20 protein-coding genes and 1 pseudogene are annotated in these 24,090 nt (G+C 70.4%); 10 read left to right on the forward strand and 11 right to left on the reverse strand.

Translation table 11 applies throughout. The annotated features are described in order from the left end of the window. Both CKO28_RS17965 and CKO28_RS28910 read right to left on the reverse strand, forming a co-directional pair. Positions 1-1,669 (reverse strand): RAD23 family protein (locus CKO28_RS17965; RefSeq protein ID WP_200342192.1); only part of this gene is annotated, 1,669 nt, incomplete at its 3' end. Then, positions 1,650-1,781, reverse strand: coding sequence for a hypothetical protein (locus CKO28_RS28910; RefSeq protein ID WP_274611002.1), 132 nt, complete (start codon positions 1,779-1,781; stop codon positions 1,650-1,652). The genes CKO28_RS17965 and CKO28_RS28910, both read right to left, overlap by 20 nt. A gap of 477 nt (positions 1,782-2,258) precedes the next feature. Between CKO28_RS28910 and CKO28_RS17970 the strand changes: the two genes are divergently transcribed. The 4 genes from CKO28_RS17970 to CKO28_RS17985 all read left to right on the forward strand — a co-directional run bounded on the left by CKO28_RS17970 (position 2,259) and on the right by CKO28_RS17985 (position 6,089). Continuing rightward, complete coding sequence (locus CKO28_RS17970) at positions 2,259-2,819, forward strand: shikimate kinase (RefSeq protein WP_200342206.1); 561 nt, start codon at positions 2,259-2,261, stop codon at positions 2,817-2,819. Positions 2,820-2,962: 143 nt separating this feature from the next. Then, positions 2,963-4,063 carry a 3-dehydroquinate synthase gene (gene aroB / locus CKO28_RS17975; protein WP_200342207.1) on the forward strand — a complete coding sequence of 367 codons (1,101 nt, stop codon included), beginning with the start codon at positions 2,963-2,965 and terminating at the stop codon, positions 4,061-4,063. Positions 4,064-4,136: 73 nt separating this feature from the next. Further along, positions 4,137-5,444 carry an HlyC/CorC family transporter gene (locus tag CKO28_RS17980; protein ID WP_200342193.1) on the forward strand — a complete coding sequence of 436 codons (1,308 nt, stop codon included), beginning with the start codon at positions 4,137-4,139 and terminating at the stop codon, positions 5,442-5,444. Between the two features lie 297 nt (positions 5,445-5,741). Continuing rightward, positions 5,742-6,089, forward strand: a complete 348-nt coding sequence (locus tag CKO28_RS17985; RefSeq protein ID WP_200342194.1) for a hypothetical protein — start codon at positions 5,742-5,744, stop codon at positions 6,087-6,089. A gap of 113 nt (positions 6,090-6,202) precedes the next feature. Here the strand turns inward: CKO28_RS17985 and CKO28_RS17990 are convergent, their stop codons facing one another. Beyond that, complete coding sequence (locus tag CKO28_RS17990; protein WP_242480636.1) at positions 6,203-8,269, reverse strand: aminopeptidase P family protein; 2,067 nt, start codon at positions 8,267-8,269, stop codon at positions 6,203-6,205. A 458-nt stretch (positions 8,270-8,727) separates the two neighbouring features. On the opposite strand from CKO28_RS17990, the gene CKO28_RS17995 reads away from it, so the two are divergent. Then, positions 8,728-9,219, forward strand: a complete 492-nt coding sequence (locus tag CKO28_RS17995) for a DUF1127 domain-containing protein (protein ID WP_200342195.1) — start codon at positions 8,728-8,730, stop codon at positions 9,217-9,219. 150 nt (positions 9,220-9,369) lie between these two features. On the opposite strand, the gene CKO28_RS18000 is transcribed toward CKO28_RS17995, so the two are convergent. The 8 genes from CKO28_RS18000 to bhcA form a co-directional block, all read right to left on the reverse strand. Then, on the reverse strand, positions 9,370-10,299 hold the full coding sequence (locus CKO28_RS18000; RefSeq protein ID WP_200342196.1) for a 50S ribosomal protein L11 methyltransferase: 930 nt from the start codon (positions 10,297-10,299) through the stop codon (positions 9,370-9,372). A gap of 81 nt (positions 10,300-10,380) precedes the next feature. Continuing rightward, positions 10,381-12,174, reverse strand: a complete 1,794-nt coding sequence (locus CKO28_RS18005; RefSeq protein WP_200342197.1) for an acyl-CoA dehydrogenase — start codon at positions 12,172-12,174, stop codon at positions 10,381-10,383. A 200-nt stretch (positions 12,175-12,374) separates the two neighbouring features. Then, positions 12,375-12,662, reverse strand: coding sequence for a DUF1244 domain-containing protein (locus tag CKO28_RS18010; protein ID WP_200342198.1), 288 nt, complete (start codon positions 12,660-12,662; stop codon positions 12,375-12,377). A 119-nt stretch (positions 12,663-12,781) separates the two neighbouring features. Continuing rightward, positions 12,782-13,918: a carboxylate-amine ligase gene (locus CKO28_RS18015; protein WP_200342199.1), complete on the reverse strand. Its 1,137-nt coding sequence runs from the start codon at positions 13,916-13,918 to the stop codon at positions 12,782-12,784. Between the two features lie 408 nt (positions 13,919-14,326). After that, positions 14,327-15,307 carry an iminosuccinate reductase BhcD gene (bhcD, locus tag CKO28_RS18020; RefSeq protein ID WP_200342200.1) on the reverse strand — a complete coding sequence of 327 codons (981 nt, stop codon included), beginning with the start codon at positions 15,305-15,307 and terminating at the stop codon, positions 14,327-14,329. A 278-nt stretch (positions 15,308-15,585) separates the two neighbouring features. Continuing rightward, positions 15,586-16,737: a 3-hydroxy-D-aspartate aldolase BhcC gene (gene bhcC, locus CKO28_RS18025; RefSeq protein ID WP_242480637.1), complete on the reverse strand. Its 1,152-nt coding sequence runs from the start codon at positions 16,735-16,737 to the stop codon at positions 15,586-15,588. A 30-nt stretch (positions 16,738-16,767) separates the two neighbouring features. After that, positions 16,768-17,766 (reverse strand): beta-hydroxyaspartate dehydratase BhcB, encoded by a 999-nt coding sequence (gene bhcB, locus CKO28_RS18030; protein WP_200342201.1) that lies wholly within the window; start codon positions 17,764-17,766, stop codon positions 16,768-16,770. A 50-nt stretch (positions 17,767-17,816) separates the two neighbouring features. Then, entirely contained in the window at positions 17,817-19,007 is a 1,191-nt protein-coding gene (gene bhcA, locus CKO28_RS18035; protein ID WP_200342202.1) for an L-aspartate--glyoxylate aminotransferase BhcA, read from the reverse strand. Between the two features lie 238 nt (positions 19,008-19,245). On the opposite strand from bhcA, the gene bhcR reads away from it, so the two are divergent. The 5 genes and pseudogenes from bhcR to CKO28_RS28520 form a co-directional block, all read left to right on the forward strand. Beyond that, positions 19,246-20,064, forward strand: coding sequence for an HTH-type transcriptional regulator BhcR (gene bhcR, locus CKO28_RS18040; protein ID WP_200342203.1), 819 nt, complete (start codon positions 19,246-19,248; stop codon positions 20,062-20,064). Between the two features lie 169 nt (positions 20,065-20,233). Continuing rightward, positions 20,234-22,426: a hypothetical protein gene (locus CKO28_RS18045; protein ID WP_200342204.1), complete on the forward strand. Its 2,193-nt coding sequence runs from the start codon at positions 20,234-20,236 to the stop codon at positions 22,424-22,426. A gap of 46 nt (positions 22,427-22,472) precedes the next feature. Beyond that, positions 22,473-23,012 (forward strand): hypothetical protein, encoded by a 540-nt coding sequence (locus CKO28_RS18050; protein ID WP_200342205.1) that lies wholly within the window; start codon positions 22,473-22,475, stop codon positions 23,010-23,012. Positions 23,013-23,203: 191 nt separating this feature from the next. Then, positions 23,204-23,851: a LysE/ArgO family amino acid transporter gene (locus CKO28_RS18055; protein ID WP_242480638.1), complete on the forward strand. Its 648-nt coding sequence runs from the start codon at positions 23,204-23,206 to the stop codon at positions 23,849-23,851. Positions 23,852-23,936: 85 nt separating this feature from the next. Beyond that, positions 23,937-24,090, forward strand: a pseudogene (locus CKO28_RS28520) (IS5/IS1182 family transposase); the annotation flags it as partial.

Consider the following 24,090-nt stretch of genomic DNA (forward strand, 5'->3'; position numbering starts at 1 on the left):
GGGCGGCGGGCGTGTCCAGGGCGATTTCCACCCAACTGCGCTCCGGTGCGCGGCCGAGCGCGCCCAGCAGCGCGCGCAGCAGGCTCTCCCGCCCGGCCGCCTGGATCTGCGCGGTGTCGTCCTGCGCCCGGCGCCAGGCGGCCAGACCGCCGTTCGCCGGCACTTCCTCCGCCCCGGCCAGCATGGCGTAGGGCCACAGTGCGGTAACCGCGGCGGCCGCCTTGGGATTGATGATCGCTTCCTGCTGCGCCATGCGCAGCCAGCGCCCGGCGGCGTTGGGCCGGCCGGCGGCATACAGCGCGCGCCCGGCGGTCGCGGCGAACCAGGCGAAGTCGGGCTGCGCCTTCAGCGCCGCCAGCTCGTCCGCGAGCAGCCGGGAAGTCGCGATGAAAGCGCCCGGCCTGCGGTCGCTCAGCAGCTGGCTGAGCAGCTCCGCGCGCACCGCCGCGGCGGGTTCCTGCCCGAGCGCCTGATACAGCAGCGCCCGCCGGCGGACCGGGGGGAGCTTGTTACGCGCCCGCTCGGCGGTCTGGATGGCGGCGTTGATCAAGTCGTCATTGGCGAAAGTAAAGGCGCCGTACAGTTCGCCCAGTAGGGCCACCGGCAGGGCATCCAGCGCAGCTGCGCGTTCGGCCGCCCGCGTGCGTACCGGCAGCGGGCCCGTGTCGGCGGTCGCGACCGCCGCCAGCGCGCCCGCGGAAAGCTGATCCAGGCGGTTTTCCGGCAGCGGCAGGTCGCCCGCCATGATCAGGCCGAGATGCAGCGGCCCGAGAGACTTCGGCAGGCTGTCGGGCAGGCGCTCTTGACCGCTGGTCGCCGCGTCGTACAGCGCCAGGAATCCGGCGTGGTCGGCGTCGGCCTGCTCGCGCAGCAGGCGGACGGTCAGGTCGGCCTGCGCGACCGCGCCGTCGGAGAACTGGCAAAGCGCCAGGGCCCGCTGCCAGAACGCGCTGTCGGTTTCGCGCACCGCCGCGCGCACGGCCTTGCAGGCGGCGGCCTGCTCGTGGCGCAGCAGCAGGGCCTGCACCCGGTGGCGCAGCACGCCGGGGCTGCTGGTGCTGCGCGGCAGGGCGTCGATCAGGCGCAATAGGCCGTCGGTCGCGCCGATCGCCGCCAGCCGGTCGACCCGCAGCGCCAGCAAATCTTGGCTGCCGCCTTCGGCGTGCTGGCGTTCGGGGGCGACCGCGGGCGACAGCAGCAGCCGCCGTGCGAGGTCGCGCAGCACCGGCGCGTTCAGCTCGCCCGGCAGGCGCGGCAGCAAGGCTTCCACCCGTCGGCGCGGCGTCCCGGCCCACATGTCCGCGCCCAGCGCGCCGCTATCGGCGTCGAGCACGCCCAGCGTCTCCAGGCTCATCTCGCCGAGTTGGTCGACCTCGATGCCGTCTGCGGCGTCTGAAGTGTCTGCGGCGTCCGCTCGCGGCGCGCCGCCGGAGTCCGCGCCCGAGGCAGGCCCCGGGGGCTGGCCGTCGTCGGGCGTGCCGTCGGCTGAGCCGTCCGGGTCGGGCGGGCCCAGGCGCAGCGGCTCCCCAACCGGACTGGACCGGCCGCTTTCGGCTTCGGAGGGGGTCTGGGCTTGGACGGGCGTCCATCCGGCGGGACCGCCGATCAGCAGACAAACGGCGGCCAGGCCGGCAGCGATCGCCGCGCGGTTACTCCGCGAAGCGGTCATTCGGGATGACCTTTTCCACCGTCTGCGTCGGCGCAGGGATTTCCCAGGTCGTAAGGAAGATGCCGCCGGCGACGATGGCGCCCAGAACGATGACGACAAGGAAGAAACTCAAGCGGCCCATTTATCACGCACTGACTTCGGTGGTCTGAAAGGCATCTTCGGATAGGCGGTTCGACGAGCAATCGGGTTGGGGCGGTTGCGAACGGCCGGTCGAAACCGCTGCGGCCGAGACCTTTTGGGTCGCGGCACGCGCTTGCCCTTGCCCGGCAACCTCGTGATATGTTCGCACTATGGCGAATTTGCGGCAGTCTATCTGGGCATTCGGGGTGGTGCAACGCGCCGCCCGCGCCCCCCTCTCCTCCCGCGCCGGCGCGGGGCGGGCGATGCCGCTGCTGGCTGCCCGGAGTCGGGCAGGTGGCTGTCTGGCCAGGCGCGGGATGGCCGGGCGCGGTTTGGCCGGGTGCGGGTTGGCCGGGAGGCAGGCGTGAGCGCGCGCGATCCAAGCCAGGCCGGCGCCGTGGAGACCGCCGCAGTCTCGCCCACCGCTCGAGGACCCGCGTTTCCACGGACGATCGTGCTGGTCGGCCTGATGGGGGCGGGGAAGAGTTGCATCGGCCGGCGGTTGGCCGTCCGGCTTGACGTGCCGTTCTCCGACGCCGACCAAGAGGTCGAGCGCGCGGCCGGCATGACCATCCCCGAGATCTTCGAAAGCTACGGCGAGGCGTCGTTCCGGGATTGCGAGCGCCGGGTGATCGCGCGCCTGCTGCGCTGCCGCCCGCACGTGCTGGCGACCGGCGGCGGGGCGTTCATGAACGACCAGACCCGGGCGCTGATCAAGGCGCGCGCGATCTCGGTCTGGCTGCGCGCCGATCTGGACCTGCTGGTCCGGCGCACGGCCAAGCGCAGCACCCGGCCGCTGCTGGAGCAGGGCGATCCGCGCGCGGTGCTGCGCGAGCTGATGGCCAAGCGCGATCCCGTCTACGCCGAGGCGGACGTCACCGTGGACAGCGTCGACGGGCCGCCGGAGACCACCGTGCAGAAAGTCGAGGCGTCGGTCGCCGACCACGTCGCCCGCAACCATGTGGGACCGCCGGAGCCGCTGGAGAACGACGGCTGCATCCGCCCGCCGAGCGAGGACACCGGACGTTGAGCGACGAGACGGGAGACCAGACCGGGCCCGGCGGGCCAAGGGCCGGAGGCCCAGGGTCCGGGGCGACCGGGCCCGGGGCAGCGGCGTGTGGGGCGACGGCGGCCGGCCAGTCGGCCGGCGACGCCCCGTCGGGGGTCGAACGCCTGCGCGTCGACCTGGGTGCGCGCGGCTACGACATCCACGTTGGCTCGGGCGTGCTGGCGCGCGCCGGGGCGCTGATGGCGCCGGCGCTGCGGCGCAAGCGGGTGTTCGTGATCACCGACCGCACGGTCGCCGAGTTGCATCTCGCGACGCTGGAGCGCGCGCTGGACGATGCCGGCATCGCCTATCAGGCGTTCGTCCTCCCGGCCGGCGAGAAGACCAAGAGCTGGGACCAGTTCCAGCGGCTGGTCGATTCCCTGCTGGAACACCGGATCGAGCGGCGCGACGCGATCGTCGCACTGGGCGGCGGGGTGATCGGCGACCTCGCCGGCTTCGCCGCGGCGACGGTGCTGCGCGGGGTCGACTACGTCCAGGTGCCGACCACGCTGCTCGCCCAGGTCGACAGCTCGGTCGGGGGCAAGACCGGGATCAATTCCCCGCACGGCAAGAACCTGGTGGGCGCGTTTCACCAGCCGCGCCTAGTGCTGGCCGATACCGGCGTGCTGGACACGCTGCCCAAGCGCGAGCTGCGCGCGGGCTACGCCGAGGTTGTCAAATACGGGCTGATCGACCGGGCGGAGTTCTTCCACTGGCTGGAGGCGAACGGTGCGGACGTGCTGGACGGCGTCGCCGCGCCCCGGCGCACGGCAGTGCTGACCGCCTGCGCGGCCAAGGCCGACATCGTGGCCCGCGACGAGACCGAGCAATCGGGCGCCCGGGCGCTGCTCAACCTGGGCCACACCTTCGCCCACGCGCTGGAGGCGGAGTGCGGCTACGAAGGCCAGCTGCTGCACGGTGAGGCGGTGGCGATCGGCCTGTGCCTGGCCGCCGACCTGTCGGCCGAGCTGGGCTACATGGACGGCGCCGAGGCGGTGCGGGTGCGCAATCACGTCGCCGCGGTCGGCCTGCCGACCGGCCTGGACCACCTGCCCGGGCGCGGCTGGGACGTCGGCCGGCTGCTCGACCACATGAGCCGGGACAAGAAGGTTCAGGACGGCCGGGTGACCTTCGTCCTGATGAAGGGCCTGGGCGGCGCGTTCCTCGATCCGGAGGTCCCGCCGGCGGCGGTCGAGGCGCTGTTGACCCAGGCGCTCGCCGCGTGACCCTGCCGCAGCCTCCGTCGGGCGTCGCCGGTCCGCCCGGCCGCTCCGTTCTTCCCGTCTTTCAGGACACGTAATGACCACCGAGACGCTCCTCTCGATCCTGGCGATCCTGGGCCTGCTGGTGTGCTCGGGCTTCTTCTCCGGCTCGGAGACTGCGATGACCGGGGCCAGCCGGGCGCGCATGCACGCGCTCGAGCAGCAGGGCTCGCGCGCCGCGACCATCGTCAACCAGATGTGGCAGCGCAAGGAGCGCCTGATCGGCGCGATCCTGCTGGGCAACAACCTGGTCAACATCGCCGCCTCCGCGATCGCCACGTCGGTCGCGATCACGCTGTTGGGCGAGAACGGCGTGTTCGCCGCGACGGTGGTGATGACCCTGATGGTCCTGATCTTCTCGGAGGTGCTGCCGAAGACCTATGCGATTCACCACGCCGACCGGATGGCCGTCTTCGTCGGCCCGATCCTGCGCGTCTTCGTGATCGTGTTCGGCCCGGTCAACCACGCCATCTTCCTGGTCGTCCGCGGCACGCTGAAGATCTTCGGCGTCGACATCGGCTCGCCGATCGGCTCGGAGCAAAGCGAGGAGGAGCTGCGCGGGGCGATCGACCTGCACTCCGGCGGCAGCGAGGAGGTCCGGCAGGAGCGGCAGATGCTGCGCTCGATCCTGGACCTGGGCGACGTCGAGGTCGGCGAGATCATGACCCACCGCAAGAACGTCGTGACCGTCAACGCCGAACTGCCGATCGACGAATTGATCACCGAGGTGCTGTCCAGTCCCTATACCCGGGTGCCGATGTGGCGCGGCACGCCCGACAACATCGTCGGCGTGATCCACGCCAAGGAACTGTTCCGGGCCGCCAAGGAGATGATCGGCCAGGAACACAAGATCGACGTCGCCGACGTCGCCAACACGCCCTGGTTCATCCCCGACGCGACCGATCTGTTGAGCCAGCTGCAGTCGTTCCGCCAGCGCCACGAGCACTTCGCCATCGTGGTCGACGAATACGGCGAGGTGCTGGGCATCGTCACCCTGGAGGACATCCTGGAGGAGATCGTCGGCGACATCGCCGACGAGCACGATGTCGAAATCGAGGGCGTGCGCCAGCTCAAGGACGGGGCGGTGATCGTCGAGGGCACGGTGACGATCCGCGACCTCAACCGGCAATTCGAGTGGCGGCTGCCCGACGAGGAGGCCTCCACGATCGCCGGCCTGGTCCTGCACGAGGCCCGCCGCATCCCCGAGATCGGCCAGGTCTTCGTGTTCCACGGCTTCCGCTTCGAAATCCTGGGCCGCCAGCGCAACCAGGTGACCTCCCTCAAGGTCACCCCGATCGACGACGACGGTGAAACGACCCGGGAGACGGCCGAAGCGGAGGCGTGAGCCAATCCCCTCTCCGCGCGCGGGGGCGGCTTTCACACACCTCGCCTGACCCCCGTGTGAGGTCCTTCGACACGGACGCCCTCGGCGTCCTAATCAGGATGAAGTTGGAGGTTTGTCACACGCTTACATATATCTTCATCATGCTGAGGTGCCAGTCCGGAGCTTGTCGAAGGGCTGGCGTGTCGAAGCACCCCACACGGATGCTGATGCCCGCGTGCAAGAGTCTCCTCGAGGGGAGGGACCCGCCGAGATGGCCGTTGATCCGGCCTATCCAGCCATCGAAAAGGACACCCACCCATGGACGATCCCCTGCGCCGCCTGATCGCGTTCGTGGCCGGGGTGGCCGTGGAGGGCCATCAGGCCGAGGGCGTGTTCGACTTCGAAGTCGGCAGCCGGTTTCCGGTGTCCGGCACGATCGTCGGCAACGACGTCGACGTGACCGACGAGACCGCCGGGATCACGCTGGCCGGCCGGCTGCCCAACCTGCGGACGGCCGACGGCAAGCCGGTCTCGCTCAACCTCGCGGGCGATGCCTTCGACGGCGCCGACGAGGCGAGCGGCCACGCCTTCTCCGGCGAAGTCACCGGCCGCAACATCGACCTCACCGACAAGAACACCGGGATCGACTACACCTACTGCCTGTGAGCCGGCGATGGCGGCCGTATCGGCCGGTGCGCCGCCAAACCGGCGCCCCCTCTTCAAATTGGAGGAGGCGCGGCCACGGGTATCGACGCCGCGGGCAACCTGCTCTCCGTCTCTCACCGGCCGAGCGGCGCGGTTTCGCCGGCGAGCCAGCGGGCGGTGTCGGCGTCCAGGTGCGGGGTCAGGGTGTCGCGCACCCGGCTGTGGTAGCTGTCGATCCAGGCGACTTCTTCCGGCGTCAGGACCTCGGTGTCGATCAGCGCGCGGCAGTAGGGCGCCAGCGTCAGCGTCTCGAGGCCGAGCATCGCCCGGCTGTCCGGCCCGCCGCCCTCGAGCGACGTCACCGCCACCAGGTTCTCGATCCGGATGCCGTAGGCGCCGGTCTTATAGTAGCCGGGCTCGTTCGAGCAGATCATGCCGGGCTCCAGCGCCACCGTGCTGGGACGCTTGGAGATCCGCTGCGGCCCCTCGTGCACGCCCAGATAGCTGCCCACGCCGTGGCCCGTGCCGTGGTCGTAATCGAGCCCCGCCGACCACAGCGGCCGCCGGGCCAGCGCGTCGATCTGGCTGCCGGTCGTGCCGTCCGGAAAGCGGGCGAGCGAGAGCGCGATGTGGCCCTTCAGCACCAGGGTATAGCGGGTCCGCTGCTCGGGCGTCGGCGTGCCGACCGGCAGGGTGCGGGTGAGGTCGGTCGTCCCGTCGAGGTACTGCGCGCCCGAGTCCACCAGGTACAGCTCGCCCGGCTGCAGGTCGCGGTTGCTTTCCGCGTCCACCCGGTAGTGCACGATCGCGCCGTGCGCGCCGGCACCCGAGATGGTGTCGAAGGCGTGGTCGCGGAACAGCGGATCGGCCCGACGGAACGCCGCCAGCGCCTCCGCGGCCTCGATCTCGGTGATCGGTTCGCGGCGCTCGGCGCGCTCTCCGGCGCGGGTCTGCAGCCAGCATAGGAAGCGCGTGACCGCCGCGCCGTCGCGCACATGGGCGGCGCGCGTGCCCTGAAGCTCGGTCGCGTTCTTGCGCGCCTTGGGCAGCTGGCAGGGGTCGCTCTCGCGCGCGAGCTTGCCGCCGGCGGCCTCGATCCGCTGGGCGATCGCCGCCGGCGCGGTGGCGGCGTCGACCCGCACCGGCCGGCCGCCTTGAGCCAGCGCGTCGAGCGCCGGCGGGAACAGTTCCGGCGCGCGCAGTCGTACGGCATCGTCCAGGCCGTCGCAGACCTCCGAGGGGACCTTGCGCGGGTCGACGTACCAGTCGGCCCGGCCGTCCGCGTGCAGCACGGCGAACGACAGCACCAGCGGGGTATGCAGCACATCGCGCCCGCGCACGTTGAGCAGCCAGCAGATCGAATCCGGCAGGCTCAGCACCGCCGCCGTCTGGCCGGCGTCCGTCAGGGTCCGCGCCACCCGCGCGCGCTTCTCCGCCGCAGGCTCTCCGGCGTAGGCCAGATCGTGCAGGCTGGCCGGGGTCAGGGGCAGCGGCGGCTGGTCCGGCCAGACCGCGTCCAGCGGGTTGCCGTCGACCGGCCGCAACTGGCCGCCGGCGCGTTCGACCGCGTCGTGCAGGCGGTTCACGCCATCTGTGCTGTGCAGCCAGGGATCGTAGCCCAGCGTGCCGCCGGCCAGCCGCTCGGCGATGAAGTCGCTGGGCGGCGCGTCGGACAGGTGCCGCGGTTCGAACGCCGCGGTGTCGACCTCGCTTTCCACCTGGAGGGTATAGCGCCCGTCGACGAAGATCGCTGCATGGTCCCGCAACACGACGGCCACGCCGGCCGAGCCGGTGAAGCCGGTCAGCCAGGTCAGGCGCTGGGCGTGCGGCGGCGGCGCTTCCAGCTGGTGCGCGTCGGCCCGGGGCACGACGAAGCCGTCCAGCCCGCGCCGGTCCAGCTCCGCCCGAACCTCGGCGAGCCGGCTCGCCGTCGCCGCGCGGCCGGCCGAAAGCCCGCCGTCGGCCGATTTGGCGCGCACCGCGCGGGCGACCCACGCCTGCAAGTCCGCGTCCAGGCCGCGGCCCAGCAGTCCGATCCAGGCCGCGGGCTGGTCGGCGACCGGCGAGGCGGCGACGCCGGCCACCAGCCGGTCCAGGGCGTCCGGGTCGATCCCGACGCCCGCCGCGCGCAGCGCCTCGGCAAGACCCGACAGGTCCGGCATGTCGGACGCGGTGGCCGCGCTCTGCGCGCTTTCGGACATGGTGGCGGGTCCCCTGTGCCGACGGTGCTTCACGGTATCTCCGGCGACGATAGCGCGGAATCGATCCAGGTCGAATCGACCGCGCTCGTAGTTCGGCGTGATTCCCGACCACACGCCGACGCCGAGATGCAAGAGCCGGCCGCGCCGCAAGGGGGCGTCCGAGCCCTGCAGACGGCGAGTCATGCGCCCCGTCACAGCTCTGCAATGTGCCTTTAACTCCTTGTAAACCAATGACTTGAGCTATGCACGACTGGCAATGCTGCGGTGCGGAATCTCCGTTATAGCCGGTGCGGGAATAGGCCTATGTCTTACTTAGCGACGACGGCGAAAAGCTGGTTTGCGACAGCTTTCGAGCCGGTCGTCCGCGGACTTCGGCCCACGTAACGGCGGACCGGAGCCCGGTTCGTGAACCACGCAACCTGACCGCAAACCTCGACCTTAAAAGGAGGTCCCAACCGATGACCCGCATGATCGATCCGACAGAGCTGTCGGGTGCGCGGGCCGGGCAGCGGTCCCAGGAGCGCCGGCCGGATACCGCCGACGTCTACCTGCTTGCCCGGCAGATGCAAGCCGACGCGATCGCCCGCACCACCCAAAAGACCGTTGCCGCGCTGGCCCGCCTGATCGCCCGCGCCGCCCGGGGCAGCTGGCGCGCCCTGGTCACCCTGCGCGCCCGCCGGCGCACCGTCGCCGAGCTGAGCCAGCTCGACGACCGCGCCCTGGCGGACATCGGCATCGATCCGCACGATATCGCGGGCGCGGTCGACCGCCTGTTCGCCGGGCAGGGGTCGGAGCGCACCGATGCGCAGGCCGACCGCAACCCCGAGTCCGGCGCGACGCAGCGTCCCGCCGACCTGGCGCCGGCCCACGGCCGCGCCCGCCCGGCCGCGCCGGAGCGCACCGAGACGCCCGCCAACACCGACGGGCAGACCCGGCGCAAGGCGGCGTAACGCCCTGCGCCCCGTCATCTGGGGTGCAAGACGTATCGGGTCCCGTCTGCTCCCAATTGGGGGAGACAGGACCCGCCCGATCGCTCTGCATCCACAGCTGTAACCGCCCGCCGGCGCTTGGCGGGCGGTTCTGTATTCGGGTAAGCGCCGTCAGGGGCGCGTCAGCCCGGCGCTGCCGCGCTGCGGGCTGATCGCGCGGGTGGCGGGCTTGCGCATCACCAGCGTGGTCCACCCCCCGATCCGCCGGCGGCGCAGCAGGATCAGGCCCTGCGCGCGGTGGCGCAGCAGCACCTTGCGTGCCTGGTGGTTCAGCAGGCCGGACAGGATCGCCACCCCGCCGGGCGCCAGCACGGCGTCCAGGTCCGCCGCCATCCGGGTTAGCGGCTCCGCCAGGATGTTCGCGCACACCAGGTCGTACGGCGCGCCGGTCTGGACCCGCCGGTCCTTGTAGCCGTCGCTCGCCAAGCTGGTCACCCAGGGGGCAACGCCGTTGATCCGCGCGTTCGCGCTACAGATCCGTACCGAATTGGGATCGTTGTCGGCGGCGATCACCGGCCGGCGCCACAGCCGGGCGACGGCGAAGGCGAGCAGGCCGCTGCCCGCCCCCATGTCGAGCGCGCGCCGGACCCCGAAGCCGGTGTTGGCCAGCCGCTGGATTTCCAACAGGCAGCCCAGCGTGGTCTCGTGCCGGCCCGTGCCGAAGGCCTGGTTCGCCTCGATGTGGAAGCCGATCGACCCGGCCGGGCGCGGCCTGTGCTTGTCGTGTTCGCCGTAGACCCAGAACCGCCCGGCATGGATCGGCGGCAGCCCCTCGTAGGCCTGCTGCACCCAGTCGACGTCGGGGAGCGGCTGGCTCTCGACCGCGGGCTTGGGCACGCCCGCGGCCATCGCGGCGGTCGCCAGGCGGGTGTCGAGATCGTCCGGATCGGGCTGCGCGCCCAGGTAGACGTCGACCGGCACATTGCCGGCGCCGTCGGTCTCGCCGGTGACGATCGCCGCGCCAAACCCCTGCAGCGCGGCCTCGAACGTGGGCAGCGCGGTTTCCGGCACGTCCAGATGCAGATGATGCCCGCTCGTCATGTCGCTCCTCGCCGGGGTGTCGCGGGCGCGGGTTATAGCCGGGCGGGCGCCGGCTGGCAAAGCGGCTGTGTCGAGCCGCTCCTACAGCAGCCGTTCGTCGAGGGCGAGCGTGCTGGCGGCGCCCTGGCGCACCTGGGCGGCGGCCGCGTCGGCGCGGGGCAGCAGGTTGTCGGCGTAGAAGCGGGCGACCGCGAGCTTCGCCCGGTATTGCTCCGACGGCCCGTCGGCTGCCGCCATCTGCTGCGCGGCGACGCCAGCCTGCTGGGCAAGCAGCGCGCCGGCGACCACCGTGCCGGTCAGCTCCAGGAACGGGTCGGCCACGGCCGCGGACTTCGCGATGTCGTCCTGCGACAGCGAGATCAGGGTCGCGGTCGCGGCTTCCAACTGGTCCAGGCCGCGCGCGACCGACCGGCGGATCGCGGTCAGGTCGGCGTCGTCGCTGCGGTCCAGGCCGCCCAGGTCCGCGCGCAGGTCGGCCAGCAGGGCCTGCATGCCGTTGCCCTGGTCGCGCAGCACCTTGCGGCCCATCAGGTCGAGCGCCTGGATGCCGTTGGTCCCCTCGTAGATCGGGGCGATCCGGGCGTCGCGGTAGTGCTGGGCGACGCCGCCTTCCTCGATGAAGCCCATGCCGCCCAGGACCTGCACGGCCGTCGAGGTGACCTCGACCCCGCGGTCGGTGCACCAGGCCTTGACCACCGGCACCAGGATGTCGACCCGGGTCTGCAGGCGGCTGCGGGTGTCCGCGTCGTCCGCCTGCTTGGCCCGGTCGAGCGCGTTGCCGGCGTAGAGCGCAAGCGCGCGGCTGCCCTCGGTCAGCGCGCGCATGGTCAGGAGCTTGCGGCGGATATTGGGGTGGCGGACGATCGGCACGGACTGGCGTCCGCCGTGAATGTCGCGCGACTGCGTGCGCTCGAAGGCGTAGGCGCGGGCGTCCTGGTACGCCCGCTCGGCCAAGCCGATGCCCTGGATGCCGACGGCGAGACGGGCGTTGTTCATCATCGTGAACATTGCGCTCAGCCCGCCGTTCTCCTCGCCGACCAGCCAGCCGGTGGCGCCGCCGTCGTCGCCGTAGCTCATGGTGCAGGTCGGGCAGGCGTGGATGCCCATCTTGTGCTCGACGCCGGTGCAGCGCAGGTCGTTGCGCTGGCCCGGGTTGCCGTCGGCGTCGGGCAGGAACTTGGGCACCACGAACAGCGACAGCCCCTTGGTGCCCGCGGGCGCGTCCGGCAGGCGGGCCAGCACCATGTGCACGATGTTTTCGGTCAGGTCGTGCTCGCCCCAGGTGATGTAGATTTTCTGACCGGTGATCCGGTAGCTGCCGTCGTGCGCGCGCTCGGCCTTGCAGGCGATCTGGCCCAGGTCGCTGCCGGCCTGCGGCTCCGACAGGTTCATCGTGCCGGTCCACGCGCCGGAGATCAGCTTGGGCAGATAGGTCGCCTGCTGTTTGGCCGTGCCGTGGGCCTGCAGCAGCTCGACCGAGCCGATCGTGAGCAGCGGGTTGAGCGCGAGCGATGTGTTGGCGCTGTGCCAGACTTCCATCAGCGCCAGCGCGAGCGTCCAGGGCAATCCCTGGCCGCCCCACTGCGCCTCGAACGGCAGTGTGTTGAAGCCGCTGTCGACGTAGGCGCGGTAGGCGTCCTTGAAGCCTTCGGCCGTGCGCACGACGCCGTTTTTCAGATGCACGCCCTCCTGGTCGGCGCGACGGTTCAGCGGCGCCCAGACCTCCGCGGCCATGCGCCCCGCCTCCTCGACGATCTGATCGACCAGGTCGGCATCGACCTCGGCAAAGGCGGGCAGGGCGTGCAGCCCGTCGAGGCCGCCTGAGGTGCGAAGCGCGAAGTCGAGATCGGCGAGCGGGGCGCGGTAGTCGGCCATGGCGGGGTCCGGTTCACGGGGGAGAGTGTGATGTGGCGGCGGGGGTGCTCAGTTGATTCCCCTCCTCCACTGTGAGGAGGGGTTGGGGGAGGAGGGGCCACGGGTCTATGCCTGCGGCGACCTCCTCTCCCCAGCCCTCTCCTCCCAGTGGAGGAGAGGGGGTAGGTGGGTGAGGAGAGAGGACAAATCGGGCGCCCGAGCTAGTGGCTCTCCTGGAATTTCTGGTTCTGCGGGTCGCTCGCCTCGGTCTGGTAGGCCGCCTTCCACTCCTCGTAGGGCATGCCGTAGACGATCTCGCGGGCGTCGTCGTAGCTGAGCTCGATGCCCTGCTGCTCGGCCGCGGCGCGGTACCATTTGGACAGGCAGTTGCGGCAGAAACCGGCCAGGTTCATCAGGTCGATGTTCTGCACGTCGGTGCGCGTGCGCAGGTGCTCGACCAGGTCGCGGAACACCTGGGCCTCGATCTCGGTGCGGGTCTTCTCGTCCATGGTCTCGAACCTCCCCGGAAGTGACGGACTGTCGGGAGATATGACCCGTCACCGGCGTGCGGTAAAGCGCCGGCGCGGAACGGCCTGAAGCTGAACATGCCGAGCGGCCGCGGCCCGCCCTAAACCCCGACGAGAGTTTCGCCGGCCAGCATGTCGACCACCTGCTGCAGGGCGGCGTGCCTGTCCGCCCCTTCGGCGAGCGCCTCGCTGTAGACCTGCAGCTGGCGGTGCGCGCTGGTGCCGCGGCGGACGATCTCGCGGGCGTGGGTCACCTCGGCCAGCACGCCCATCTCCTCCGCCTCCGGGCGGATCAGGTCGATCAGCTCCTCCAGCAGCTCGCTGTAGGGCAGCAGCTCGCCGCGGCCGAAGTCGACCAGCCCCTCGTCGAAGCCGTAGCGCTGCGCGCGCCAGCGGTTCTCGCGCACCAGCATGTTGGAATAGCGCCGCCAGCGCTGGTTGTTGCGCTTGAGGCGGTAGAGCATGCGCAAGACGCAGACGAAGATCGCGGCGATGCAGATGCCGTCGTCCAGGCGGGGGGTGACGTCGGGAATCCGCAGCTCCAGCGTGGGAAAGCGTGCCGACGGGCGGACGTCCCACCAGATCTTGCTGGCGTCCTCGATCAGCCCCGCCTTCACCATGATGTCCAGATGGCGTTGATACTCCGCCCAGCTGTCGAACATTTCCGGCAGGCCGGTGCGCGGCAGCTCGTCGAACACCGCCAGGCGGTAGGACTTGAGCCCGGTGTTCTCGCCGCGCCAGAACGGCGAGGAGGTCGACAGCGCCAACAGGTGCGGCAGGAAGTAGGCGGCCTGGCCCATCAGGTCCATGCGCAGCTCGTCGTCGTCGATCCCGACGTGGACGTGCATGGCGCAGATGATCATCCGCCGCGCGACCGCCTGCATGTCGCGGGCGAGGACGTTGTAGCGTTCCTTGTCGGTGTGCTTCTGGCTGGTCCAGGCGGCGAACGGGTGGGTCGAGGCGGCGACCGGCGACAGGCCGTAGTCGCTGACCACCTCCGCCACCGTCCGGCGCAGTTCGCGCAGCTCGTCGCGACAGCCGTGCAGCGTGTCGTTGACCCCGGTGCCGACCTCGATCTGGCAGCGCAGGAATTCCGGGCTGACCCGCCCCTTCAGCCGGCGCTCGCACTCCGCCATCAGCTCGTCCGGCACTTCGGTGACCAGGTCGCGGCTCTGCCGCTCGACCAGCAGGTATTCCTCCTCCATGCCCATGGTGAAGGAGGGAACGGTCTGGCTCATCCGCGGCACTCCCCGGTTCGTGCTGCTTCAGCTACCGAAAGTCTGCCCGCTGCCCGCCCGGCTTGCAAAGCGTGCCGCCGGGGAGCGTGGCCGATTGACGGGAGCCGGGGAGCGGGGGATGCGGGTAGAGGGCCGCAACTGGCCGGTCTCTGTACGAGCGGAGAGACTTCTGCATCCGGGCATGAACAGCCGTGCGGCGTGCTTCGACACGCTGGCCAAGCGGCCAGCTACTCAGCAGGAAGTGGTATTTATCTCGTTGAAAACCCTACACATTCATCCTGAGCAGGACCCCGAAGGTGTCCGTGTCGAAGGACGCTACACGGGCGCTTGGCGAGTTGCGCAATACGCTTGCCAAAAAAGGAGAGGCAGCGTGCCACCTACACCCGGCCCTCGGTCGCGACGCGGAGATTACAGCGACACCGTCTGAGCCCTGCCCTGTTTGGCGGCGAGCGCGGCGGCGGTGGCGGCGACCGCGAGATCCTGCAGGCCGACGCCGGTGCCGTCGAACAGGGTGATCTCGTCGTCGCCCTGCCGGCCTGGATGGTCGCCGTTGATGACCTTGCCGATCGGGCTGATCGCGCCCTCGTCGAGCAGGCCCTGGGCGACCGCGTGCTGCGTTTCGCCCAGCTGGACCGACTGCGCGACCTCGTCGGTGAACACCCGCGCGCCGGCGACCAACTCGGGGTCGACCTCCTGCTTGCCCTTGGTGTCGGTGCCCATGCAGGCGATGTGCGTGCCGGGCTTGATCCAGTCCAGCATCAACAAAGGCTCGAAGGCGCTGGTGATGGTGATGATCACGTCCGCCTGGGCCCCCAGTTCCTGCTGCGACACCGCCTCGAACGGCAGGCCGAGCTCGGTTGCGACCGCTTCCAGCTTGGGCAGCATGTCCGGATGCGGGTTCCAGGCGACGACCTTCTCGAAGCTGCGCTGCTCGACGGCCGCGCGCAGCTGGAACTGCGCCTGGTGACCGGCGCCGACCATGCCCAGCACCTTGGCGTCGTCCCGGGCGAGGTGGCGGATCGACACCGACGAGGCAGCCGCGGTGCGGACCGCCGTCAGGTAGTTGCCGGCGACCAGGGCCTTCAGGCGGCCGGTGTCGGGATCGAACAGGAACACGGTCGACTGGTGGTTGGTCAGCCCCCGATCGGCGTTGCCGGGCCAGAACCCGCCGGCCTTGAGGCCGAGCGCCATGCCGGCCTTGTCGAAGCCCGACTTGAAGCCGAACAGCGCTTCCGCGTGGCCGATCGCCTCGCGCACCACCGGGAAGTTGCGCGCGTCGCCGCGGCCCATCGCGGCGAACACCTGCTCCACCGCCGCGAACGCGTCGGTGCGCGAGACCAGCTCCTGGCACAGGTCCTCGGGGACCACCACGACTTGGTTGTCGGTCATTCCTGTCGTCCTGACTTGTTGGGTCGTTGGTTCGGCTGGGGCAGGCGGCTCACACGCAAACCCCTCTCCCTCGGGGGGAGCGGGAGGGGCCCGCGGGCCGAAGGGCCGTGAGAGGGCGAGGGTGGGACTCCCCGGCATTATCCGAGGCGTTTCACCCTCACCTATCCTCTCCCCTCAAGGCAGAGGGACCCTCCGCTTCACCTGCCCTCTGCTCTCGAGAGAGCGGAAGGGAGGGCCTCTCCGCGAGGGTCGCTTCAGCTTTTCGACGGCGGGCCCGCTTAGTACGCCTTGCCGCGGGCGGTGATCGGCCAGATCTGTTCGACCTTGCCGTTGCGCACACCGACGTACCAGTCGTGGACGTTGCAGGTCGGGTCGATGTGGCCGGGGACCAGCTTGACCTTGTCGTTGATCTTGAGATGGCCCTGCGGGTCCGAGATCACGCCGTGCTCGTCGGAGCACTTGATGTACTCGACATCGTCGCGCCCGAACACATAGGGCAGGCCGCTGTCGACCGACTGCGCCTTCAGGCCGGCGTCACAGATCGCCTTCTCCGCCTTGGCGTGGCTCATCACCGTGGAGAAGATGAACAGCGCGTTCTCGAACTCGCTGATGTGGTTGCCGTGCTCGTCGAGGACGCGCTGGTAGTCGGCGTCCATGAAGGCGTAGGAGCCGCACTGCAGCTCGTTGTAGACGCCGGAATTGCCCTCGAAGTAGTAGGAGCCGGTGCCCCCACCGCCGACGATGTCGCAATCCAGGCCGTTGTGCTTGAGCAGGTCGACGGTCTCGCGGACCTGATCGATCGCCGCCTCGATCTTCTGCTTGCGCTCGTTGAAGTCGTGCACGTGCTGGGCCGCGCCCTGGTAGGCCTGCAGGCCGGCGAACTTGAGGCCGGGCGCCCGCTCGATCGCCTGGGCGAGGTCCAGCACCGGCTGCCCGTGCGCGACGCCGCAGCGCCCGGCCCCGCAGTCGATCTCGACCAGCACCTCGAGCTCGGCCCCGTGGCGCTGCGCGGCCTCGGACAGGTCGGTGACGTTGTCCAGGTCGTCGACGCAGACGATCGTGCGCGCGAGCTTGGGCAGCTGGGCCAGCCGGTCGATCTTCTTGGGATCGGTGACCTGGTTGGAGACCAGCACGTCCTTGACGCCGTTGCGCGCGAAGCTCTCGGCCTCCGACACCTTCTGGCAGCAGACGCCGACCGCGCCCTGCTCGATCTGATACAGGGCGGCGTCGGCGCACTTGTGCATCTTGCCGTGGACGCGCAGCCGCACGCCCATGTCGTCGGCGTACTTCTGCATCTTCGCCACGTTGCGCTCGAAGGCGTCCAGATCGACCACCAGGCAGGGGGTCTGGATTTCGGATTCCGGCATGCCGATCGCCGCGGGGACGTCGTAGCCGACCTCGAGCTGGCTCAGGTTGGTCTGCATGTTCATGGCGTTACCCTCCCTTCGAGGTCGAACGGCTCAGGTGCTCATCCACGGCAGCTTGTCGAGGTCGACGTTGCCGCCGGTGACGATGACGCCCACGCGCTTGCCGGCGAAGACGTCCTTGTGCTTCAGGATGGTGGCGAGCGGCACCGCGCAGCTCGGCTCCATGACCAGCTTCATGCGCTGCCAGGTGAGCCGCATCGCATCGACAATCTCCTGCTCGCTCGCGGTCAGGATGTCGGTGACGTAGGTGCGCACGAAGTGCCAAGTGTACTCCTTCATCGGCACCTTCAGGCCGTCCGCGATCGTCTGCGGCGCGTCGTCCTGGATCAGCGTGCCGGACTTGAACGAGCGGTAGGCGTCGTCCGCCGCCTCCGGCTCGGCCGCGTAGATCTCGATGTGCGGGGCGAGCTCGGACAGCGTCAGGCAGGTGCCGGAGACCATGCCGCCGCCGCCGATCGGGGCGATCACCGCGTCCAGCCCGTCGATCTGGCTCAGCATCTCCTTGGCGCAGGTGCCCTGGCCGGCGATGATCCGCGGATCGTTGTACGGGTGGACGAAGTCCGCGCCGGTGCGCTCCTGCACGCCGGCGAACACCGCCTCGCGGGAGGAGGTGGACGGCTCGCACTCGGTGATCTCACCGCCGTAGCCGCGCACCGCATCCTTCTTCGCCTGCGGGGCGGAGTGCGGCATCACGACGTGCACCGGGATGCCGCGCCGGCCGCCGGCGTAGGACAGCGACAGCGCGTGGTTGCCGGAGGAGTGGGTGGCCACCCCCAGCTTTGCCTGCGCATCCGTCAGGCCGAACACGGCGTTGGTTGCGCCGCGCACCTTGAAGGCGCCGGCCTTCTGGAAGTTCTCGCACTTGAAGAACAGGTCCGCGCCGGTCAGCTGGTTCATCGTCGTCGAGGTCTGGACCGGTGTTTCGTGGATGTACGGCCGGATCCGCTCGTGCGCCCGGGCGACGTCGTCGTAGCTCGGCAGGTCGAGCCCGGCGTCCCCCGGATCGGTCTTGGTCTTCGCGTCCACGGTCATGGCGTGCGCCCTCCTTGTCCGGGCGGTCATGGTATGGGCGGTCGTGGCTGCTAGGCCGCCATCGCGCGGACGTCGCCGCGCGTCTCGCTGTAGTACGCCTGCGCGGCGGCCGTGCCGGCGCCCAGCTGGATCGGGTAGCCGAGCTCGTGCATCGCCATTTCGATGGTGGAGATGCCGGTCAGCGCCATCACGTCGGTCATGCTGCCCAGGTGGCCGATCCGGAACACCTTGCCGGCGACCTCGCCCAGGCCGACGCCGTAGGAAACGCCGTAGGCGCCGTAGGCGTGGTTGATCAGCGCGGTGGCGTCGAAGCCCTCGGGCACGTGGATCGCGGTCACGCTGTCGGAGTAGAGCTCCGGCCGCTTGGCGCAGATCTGCAGGCCCCAGGCCTTGACCGCCCGGCGCACCCCCTCGGCGATCCGGTGATGCCGGGCGAACACGTTGTCCAGGCCCTCTTCCTCGAGCATCTTGATGCTCTCGCCCAGGCCGAAGATCAGTTGCTGCGGCGGGGTATAGGGGAAACTGCCCTTGGCGTTGGCGGTCAGCATGTCGCCGAAGTCCAGGAAGGTCCGCGGCAGGCGGGCAGTCTCCGCGGCCTTCAGCGCCTTCTGGCTGACCGCCAGGATCGCCATGCCGGTATAGAGCATGAAGCCCTTCTGCGAGCCGGCGATCGCAACGTCCACGCCCCACTCGTCGAACCGGAAGTCCATCGAGGCGATCGAGCTGACGCCGTCGACGAACAGCAGGGCCGGGTGGCCGGCGTCGTCCAGCGCCTTGCGCAGGCCGGCGATATCGCTGACCACGCCGGTTGCGGTCTCGTTGTGGCAGATCAGGACGGCCTTGATCTCGTGGCGCGTGTCGGCCTTGAGCGCCTCGGCGTACTGCTCGATCGGGGCGCCGTCGCCCCACTCGACGTCGATCACCTGCACGTCCAGGCCGTGGCGCTGGCACAGGTCGATCCACCGATGGGAGAACATGCCGTAGCGCGCCACCAGGACCTTGTCGCCGGGCGACAGGGTGTTGCTGATCGCGGCTTCCCAGCCGCCGGTGCCGCTCGCGGGAAACAGCATGACCTCGGCGCTGTCGGCCTTGAGGACGCGCTTCACGCCAGCCAGCACCGGCTGGAAGGTGTCGGCGAAATCCGGCGCGCGGTGGTCCAGGGTCTGCATGTCCATGACCCGGCGCAGCCGGTCGGGCACATTCGTCGGGCCGGGAATGAAGACGGGATTTTGTTGGCTCATGTGCGTCAAACTCCCCAGGTTCGCTAGGTCGGTATGCTACGCGCGCCACCAGTTTTTTTGCAATTATTCTAGAAAAGTTTTCCAAACAGCACTGAAAAATGCTTAGAGTTCTGACATGGAGGAATAATTCATTTTTTCATTCGCAGGTGCAAAACGTGGCGCGGAAAATTCGACGGCGGTCGGTGCAGGCCGGGTTGGCCGGATCGGCGACCGGCCGAGGCAACCGAGAGGAGGCGACATGGCGCAGGGCGAACGCCGCGGGCGCGGGCGGCCGCGCAGCAGCGCCGGCGAGACCCCGCCGACGACGGTCCAGGCGCTCGACCGGGGCATGCGGGTGCTGGCGATCCTGTCGCAGTTCGGTCGGGCGACCCTGACCGACCTGTCGGTGACCGCCGAACTGGCGCCGTCGACCACCCACCGCCTGCTGGAGACGCTGCGCCAGCACGGCGTGGTCGAGTTCGACGAGACCGACCAGACCTGGGCGATCGGGGTCGAGGCGTTCCGGATCGGCAGCACCTACCTCTTGCGCGCGAACTACATCGACGCGGGCCGTCAGATGATGCGCCGGATGGTCGAACACACGGGCGAGACCGCCAACCTGGGGGTGCCCGACAGCGGCGACGTGGTGTTCGTCTCCCAGGTGGAGACGCAGCAGCCGATCCGTGCCTTTTTCCCGCCGGGCACGCGCGGCCACATGCACGCTTCGGGCATCGGCAAGGCGCTGCTGGCGGAGATGAGCGCCGAGCGCGTGGCGTCGATCGTCCAGCAGCGCGGCCTGCCGGCCTTCACCGCCAACACGATCACCAACCTGGACGCGCTGAACGCGGATCTCTCGGCGATCCGCGAACGCGGCTGGGCGGTCGACGACGAGGAGCGCCAGCTCGGCATGCGCTGCCTAGCCGCCCCGATCTTCAACGAGTTCCGGGAGATCGTCGCCGGCATCTCGATCTCCGGCCCGGCGGTCCGGCTGCCCGACGACCGGCTGGCGGAATTCGGGCCGCTGGTGCGCTCCTGCGCCGACGAGGTCACCTACCGGATCGGCGGGACGCAGCCGTAAGGCGCGTGCCCGCCGGGCCTGCCGGGCGTCGGCCGACCACCCGCCAGGCGCGAACTTCCGCCGTTAACGAGATATTTTTATTCCCCTGCTGCTATGCTCGCGGCGCAACGCGTTGACCGCGGCCCCGGCTTGCGTTCCGGGCGCCAGCGGCCGGACCACGGACGGGCGGATGAGCGAGGCAGCGACCAGGGACAGGGCGGGCGAGGGCCACGACCGCGCGGCGGCCGTCGGCACCGGTGCGCCCGCCGCAAGTGACGCCGGCAAGCGCGAGCAGCCGGCCGCCGACAAGACCTCAAGCGACAAGGCGCCAGGCGACAAGGCCCCAGGCGACAAGGCCCCGGGCGACAGGGCCCGGGCCGATACCGCCCAGGCGGGCAAGCCTGGCGCGCGCGGCGTCGCGCTCGGCAAGTACATCACGATCGACACCGGGGTCCGGCTGCCGCACCTCGACCGGCCGACCGCGCTGGCCTACGGCGCGAGCGACAGCCGGACGCCGACCGAACAGGTGTTCGTGCTGGTCTGCGACCCGCAGGTGCCGCCGCGCCTGGATGCGCTGCACAGCCTGGCGAAGCTGCGCGGCGTGCCCTTGATGATCCCGGTCGACTGGGGACCGGTCGCCTGGGGCGAGGGCGGACAGCGGCGCTACGCGATTTGCTACGACCGCCCGGTCGATCCCGTGCTCGCGCCGGTTGGCGGCGAGCTGCCGCAGCTGCGCGAGGATCAGCTGATCGAGCGGATCCTGCGGCCGCTGTTCCGGACCTTCCGGGAGCTGTACGCCCGCGGCCTGACCCACCGGGCAGTGTGCGCCAGCAACCTCTACCTCGCCGAAGGCGGCAACGGCGCCTGCCTGCTGGGCGAGTGCGCCAGCGCGCCCGCCGGGATGACCCAGCCGGCCGTGTACGAGCCGATCGACGCCGGCCAGGCGCTCGCCGTCGGCCGCGGGTCCGGCGCGCTGTCGGACGACCTGTACGCCCTGGGCGTGCTGATGGCGCTGATCCTGCGCGGCCAGGATCCGTTCCAGAACAGCGACCCCGCGGCGATCGCGGCCCAGAAGATCAGCAAAGGCAGCTACGCCGCGATCATGGGGCAGGCGCGCGTGTCGCTGACCCTGATGGAGCCGCTGCGCGGCTTGCTGTGCGACCGGATCGACGAGCGCTGGAGCCTGCACCAGCTGGAAATCTGGTTGAACGGCCGGCGGCAGAGCCCCAAGCAACCCAGCCTGCCAACCAAGGCCCGCCGGGCCTTCAACTTTCAGGGCCGCGACTACTGGACCGCCCCGGCGCTGTCGCACGCGCTCGCCACCAATTGGCAGGACGCGCTGCGGGTGCTCTCTTCCGGGGAGCTGGAGCGCTGGGCGGAGCGCAGCCTGGCGGACGAGAAGCAGAGCAAGCAGCTCGCCGCCACGCTCGCCAGCGCCCAGGCCGGCGACGGGGGCGATGACCGCGCGCTCGCCCGTGCCCTCGTCGCCCTCGACCCGGCGGCGCCGATCCGCCTGCGCGAATTCGCCGCCCGGATCGATGCGATCCCGCAGGCGCTGGCACTGGGTTTCGACGACCGGGACCGCCGCACCGCGTTCGTTGAGGTGCTGCGCAGCAAGCTGCCGCAGCGCTGGCTGGAGGCGCAGCCGCAGCAGCGCCCGGACCATCCACAGGTGCTGCAGCAGTTCGAGCGGATGCTCTGGTACATCGAGCGCGACCAGCCGGGCTACGGCATGGAGCGCGTGCTCTATGAATACAACAGCGGCTGGCCGTGTCAGTCGCCGCTGCTGGCGGGCTCCTACGTCTCGGAGATGGAGGATCTGCTGCCGGCGCTGGAGCGGCGGGCCGAGCAGGACGTGCCCGACAGCGCCCCGATCGACCGGCATATCGCCGCCTTCTGCGGCGCCAACATGAAGCCCGCGCCGGACCGGATGATCCAGGGGCTGGGCGACCCCAACCCGGCCAACCGGGCGCAGGCGACCGTGACCCTGCTGGCGGACCTGCAGCGGCGCTACGGCCCGACGCAGTTGCCGGCGCTGTGCGAATGGATGGCGCGCCGGCTGGCGCCGCTGACCGAGTCGCTGCACAACCGGCACGTCCGGGAAAAGGTAAACCGGCGGATCGAGCGGGCGGTCAAGTCCGGCTCGCTCGCCGAGCTGCGGGCGGCCGCCGCCGGCTCCGACTTGCGCCAGCGCGACCAGCAGGCGTTCGCGCACGCCAAGGCGCAGTACGCCCAGCTCGCCCGCGACATCGCGTGGCTGGAGGAGGGCGGCCTGACCAGCCCGGCCAGCATCGCGCGCGCCACCCGGTCGGTTGCGACGGCCGCCTCCGCGATCGCCGCGGGCCTGATCGTGGTGGTTGCCACGATCGTCTACGTCACCTGAGCGGGGCCGCGATGACCGACCGGACGATCCGCAGGAAGGCCCCCCGATGAGCCGCTCGCAAGCCGCGCGCCGGCAGGCGTCGCCGAAATGGTCGGCCAACCCGGGTGGGCGGCGCCTGTGGCGCACGCTGTCGATGGTCGTGCTGCTGCTGCCGGCCGGGGCCGTGCTGCTGCCCACGACGCTGGTGCTCGTCGTGTTCATGATGCCGACCTTGGCCGCCTGGCTGGTCGACCGGCAGCCGGGCCGCGCGCTCGCGACCTCGGTCTGCCTATTGAACCTGGCGGGCAGCCTGCCGGGGGTGATCCAGGTCTGGACCGCCGGGCACGACGTCGCGGCGGCGCAATGGGTGCTCTCGGATCCGCTCACCTGGCTCGCCGCTTACGGGGCGGCCGCGGTCGGCTGGCTGCTGTTCGCCGTGCTGCCGCCGGTGCTGCGCGCCCATCACGCCCGCAGCACGGCCCGGCGCATCCGGGTACTGCAAAACAAGCAGGAAACGCTGGAAAAGGACTGGGGCCCGGAAGTCGCCGCCGACGTGAAGGCCGCCGCGGAAGCGGACGGTCCGGGCGCGCCCGCGCAAGCCGCCTAACCCGGCTCTCTTGGGGGCGCATACTTTTCGCGCAACCGTGACTGCAATTCTGGCGCGTAGCCAGCCGGTTTGGTAAAGCCTGCGCCATCGAGCCTGCGCCATCGAACCTGCGCCATCGAGCCGGGCGCGGCTGCCGGACGCGCGTGCATCCACAGCGCTCGCCGACCGGGCCGACGACGCACAGTGCGCCATTGGGGGATATCATCGACAGTGGCCTGCTCCCGCTCCTGGGGGCCGGGTGGCAGGGCTTCGGTCTTGGTCTCGGTCTGATCGTCGCGATCGGCGCGCAGAACGCGTTCGTCCTGCGCCAGGGTCTGCGCCGGCAGCACGTCGCCCTGGTCGTCGCGCTCTGCACGGTCTGCGATTCCGCCCTGATCACGCTGGGCGCCGCGGGCGTGGGCACCCTGGTGGCGAGTTCGCCGGTTTTGACCAAACTCGCGGTCTACGGCGGTGCGGCGTTCCTGATCGTCTACGGCGCGCTCACGCTGAAGAACGCGTTCAAGCCTCAGCGGCTGAACCTGGCGGATGCGCCGGACGCGGTCAGTACCCGGGCGATCGTGACCGCGGCCCTGGGCTTTTCCATTCTCAACCCGCACGCCTGGCTGGATACGGTGGTCCTGCTGGGCGGCGTCGCCGGTCAGTTCCCGAGCGACCAGCGGGCGGTCTTCACGGGCGGGGCGATCCTGGCCTCGGCGGTGTGGTTCGTCGCGCTCGGGGCCGGCGCGGCCTGGCTGTCGCCGGTATTGGCCCGGCCGAAGGTCTGGCGGGCGATCGACCTCGTGATCGGCCTGGTGCTCTGGACGATCGCCGGCGTGCTGCTCTGGAACCGTGGTTTTTGACCCTGAGAGGCTGGCCCGAAACTCGTTGAGTGATTTCAGCCCTTTATGATGCCCTCGTTGTGGCAAACAGACGAGGAGGCACATCATGTGGACTGAAACCACTCGCCCGAAATATGACCGTACGCACCTGCGTTACGCAAGTGATACCACGGACCTCGAATGGGAGGTGATCCGCCCGAAACTTCCGGCGGACCGCCGGATCGGTCGCCCGCGGGAGGTGGATCTCCGCGAGGTCATCA

The organism is Rhodovibrio sodomensis, assembly GCF_016583645.1.
GTDB classification, from domain to species: Bacteria; Pseudomonadota; Alphaproteobacteria; order Kiloniellales; family Rhodovibrionaceae; genus Rhodovibrio; species Rhodovibrio sodomensis.

Excerpts from the sequence above, each read along its gene's own strand:
- CKO28_RS17970 (WP_200342206.1), top strand. The coding sequence starts at position 2,259 with ATGGGGGCGGGGAAGAGTTGCATCGGCCGGCGGTTGGCCGTCCGGCTT.
- CKO28_RS17980 (WP_200342193.1), top strand. The coding sequence starts at position 4,137 with ATGACCACCGAGACGCTCCTCTCGATCCTGGCGATCCTGGGCCTGCTG.
- CKO28_RS17985 (WP_200342194.1), top strand. The coding sequence starts at position 5,742 with ATGGACGATCCCCTGCGCCGCCTGATCGCGTTCGTGGCCGGGGTGGCC.
- CKO28_RS17990 (WP_242480636.1), bottom strand. The coding sequence starts at position 8,269 with ATGTCCGAAAGCGCGCAGAGCGCGGCCACCGCGTCCGACATGCCGGAC.
- CKO28_RS17995 (WP_200342195.1), top strand. The coding sequence starts at position 8,728 with ATGACCCGCATGATCGATCCGACAGAGCTGTCGGGTGCGCGGGCCGGG.
- CKO28_RS18000 (WP_200342196.1), bottom strand. The coding sequence starts at position 10,299 with ATGACGAGCGGGCATCATCTGCATCTGGACGTGCCGGAAACCGCGCTG.
- CKO28_RS18005 (WP_200342197.1), bottom strand. The coding sequence starts at position 12,174 with ATGGCCGACTACCGCGCCCCGCTCGCCGATCTCGACTTCGCGCTTCGC.
- CKO28_RS18010 (WP_200342198.1), bottom strand. The coding sequence starts at position 12,662 with ATGGACGAGAAGACCCGCACCGAGATCGAGGCCCAGGTGTTCCGCGAC.
- CKO28_RS18015 (WP_200342199.1), bottom strand. The coding sequence starts at position 13,918 with ATGAGCCAGACCGTTCCCTCCTTCACCATGGGCATGGAGGAGGAATAC.
- bhcD (WP_200342200.1), bottom strand. The coding sequence starts at position 15,307 with ATGACCGACAACCAAGTCGTGGTGGTCCCCGAGGACCTGTGCCAGGAG.
- bhcC (WP_242480637.1), bottom strand. The coding sequence starts at position 16,737 with ATGAACATGCAGACCAACCTGAGCCAGCTCGAGGTCGGCTACGACGTC.
- bhcB (WP_200342201.1), bottom strand. The coding sequence starts at position 17,766 with ATGACCGTGGACGCGAAGACCAAGACCGATCCGGGGGACGCCGGGCTC.
- bhcA (WP_200342202.1), bottom strand. The coding sequence starts at position 19,007 with ATGAGCCAACAAAATCCCGTCTTCATTCCCGGCCCGACGAATGTGCCC.
- bhcR (WP_200342203.1), top strand. The coding sequence starts at position 19,246 with ATGGCGCAGGGCGAACGCCGCGGGCGCGGGCGGCCGCGCAGCAGCGCC.
- CKO28_RS18045 (WP_200342204.1), top strand. The coding sequence starts at position 20,234 with ATGAGCGAGGCAGCGACCAGGGACAGGGCGGGCGAGGGCCACGACCGC.
- CKO28_RS18050 (WP_200342205.1), top strand. The coding sequence starts at position 22,473 with ATGAGCCGCTCGCAAGCCGCGCGCCGGCAGGCGTCGCCGAAATGGTCG.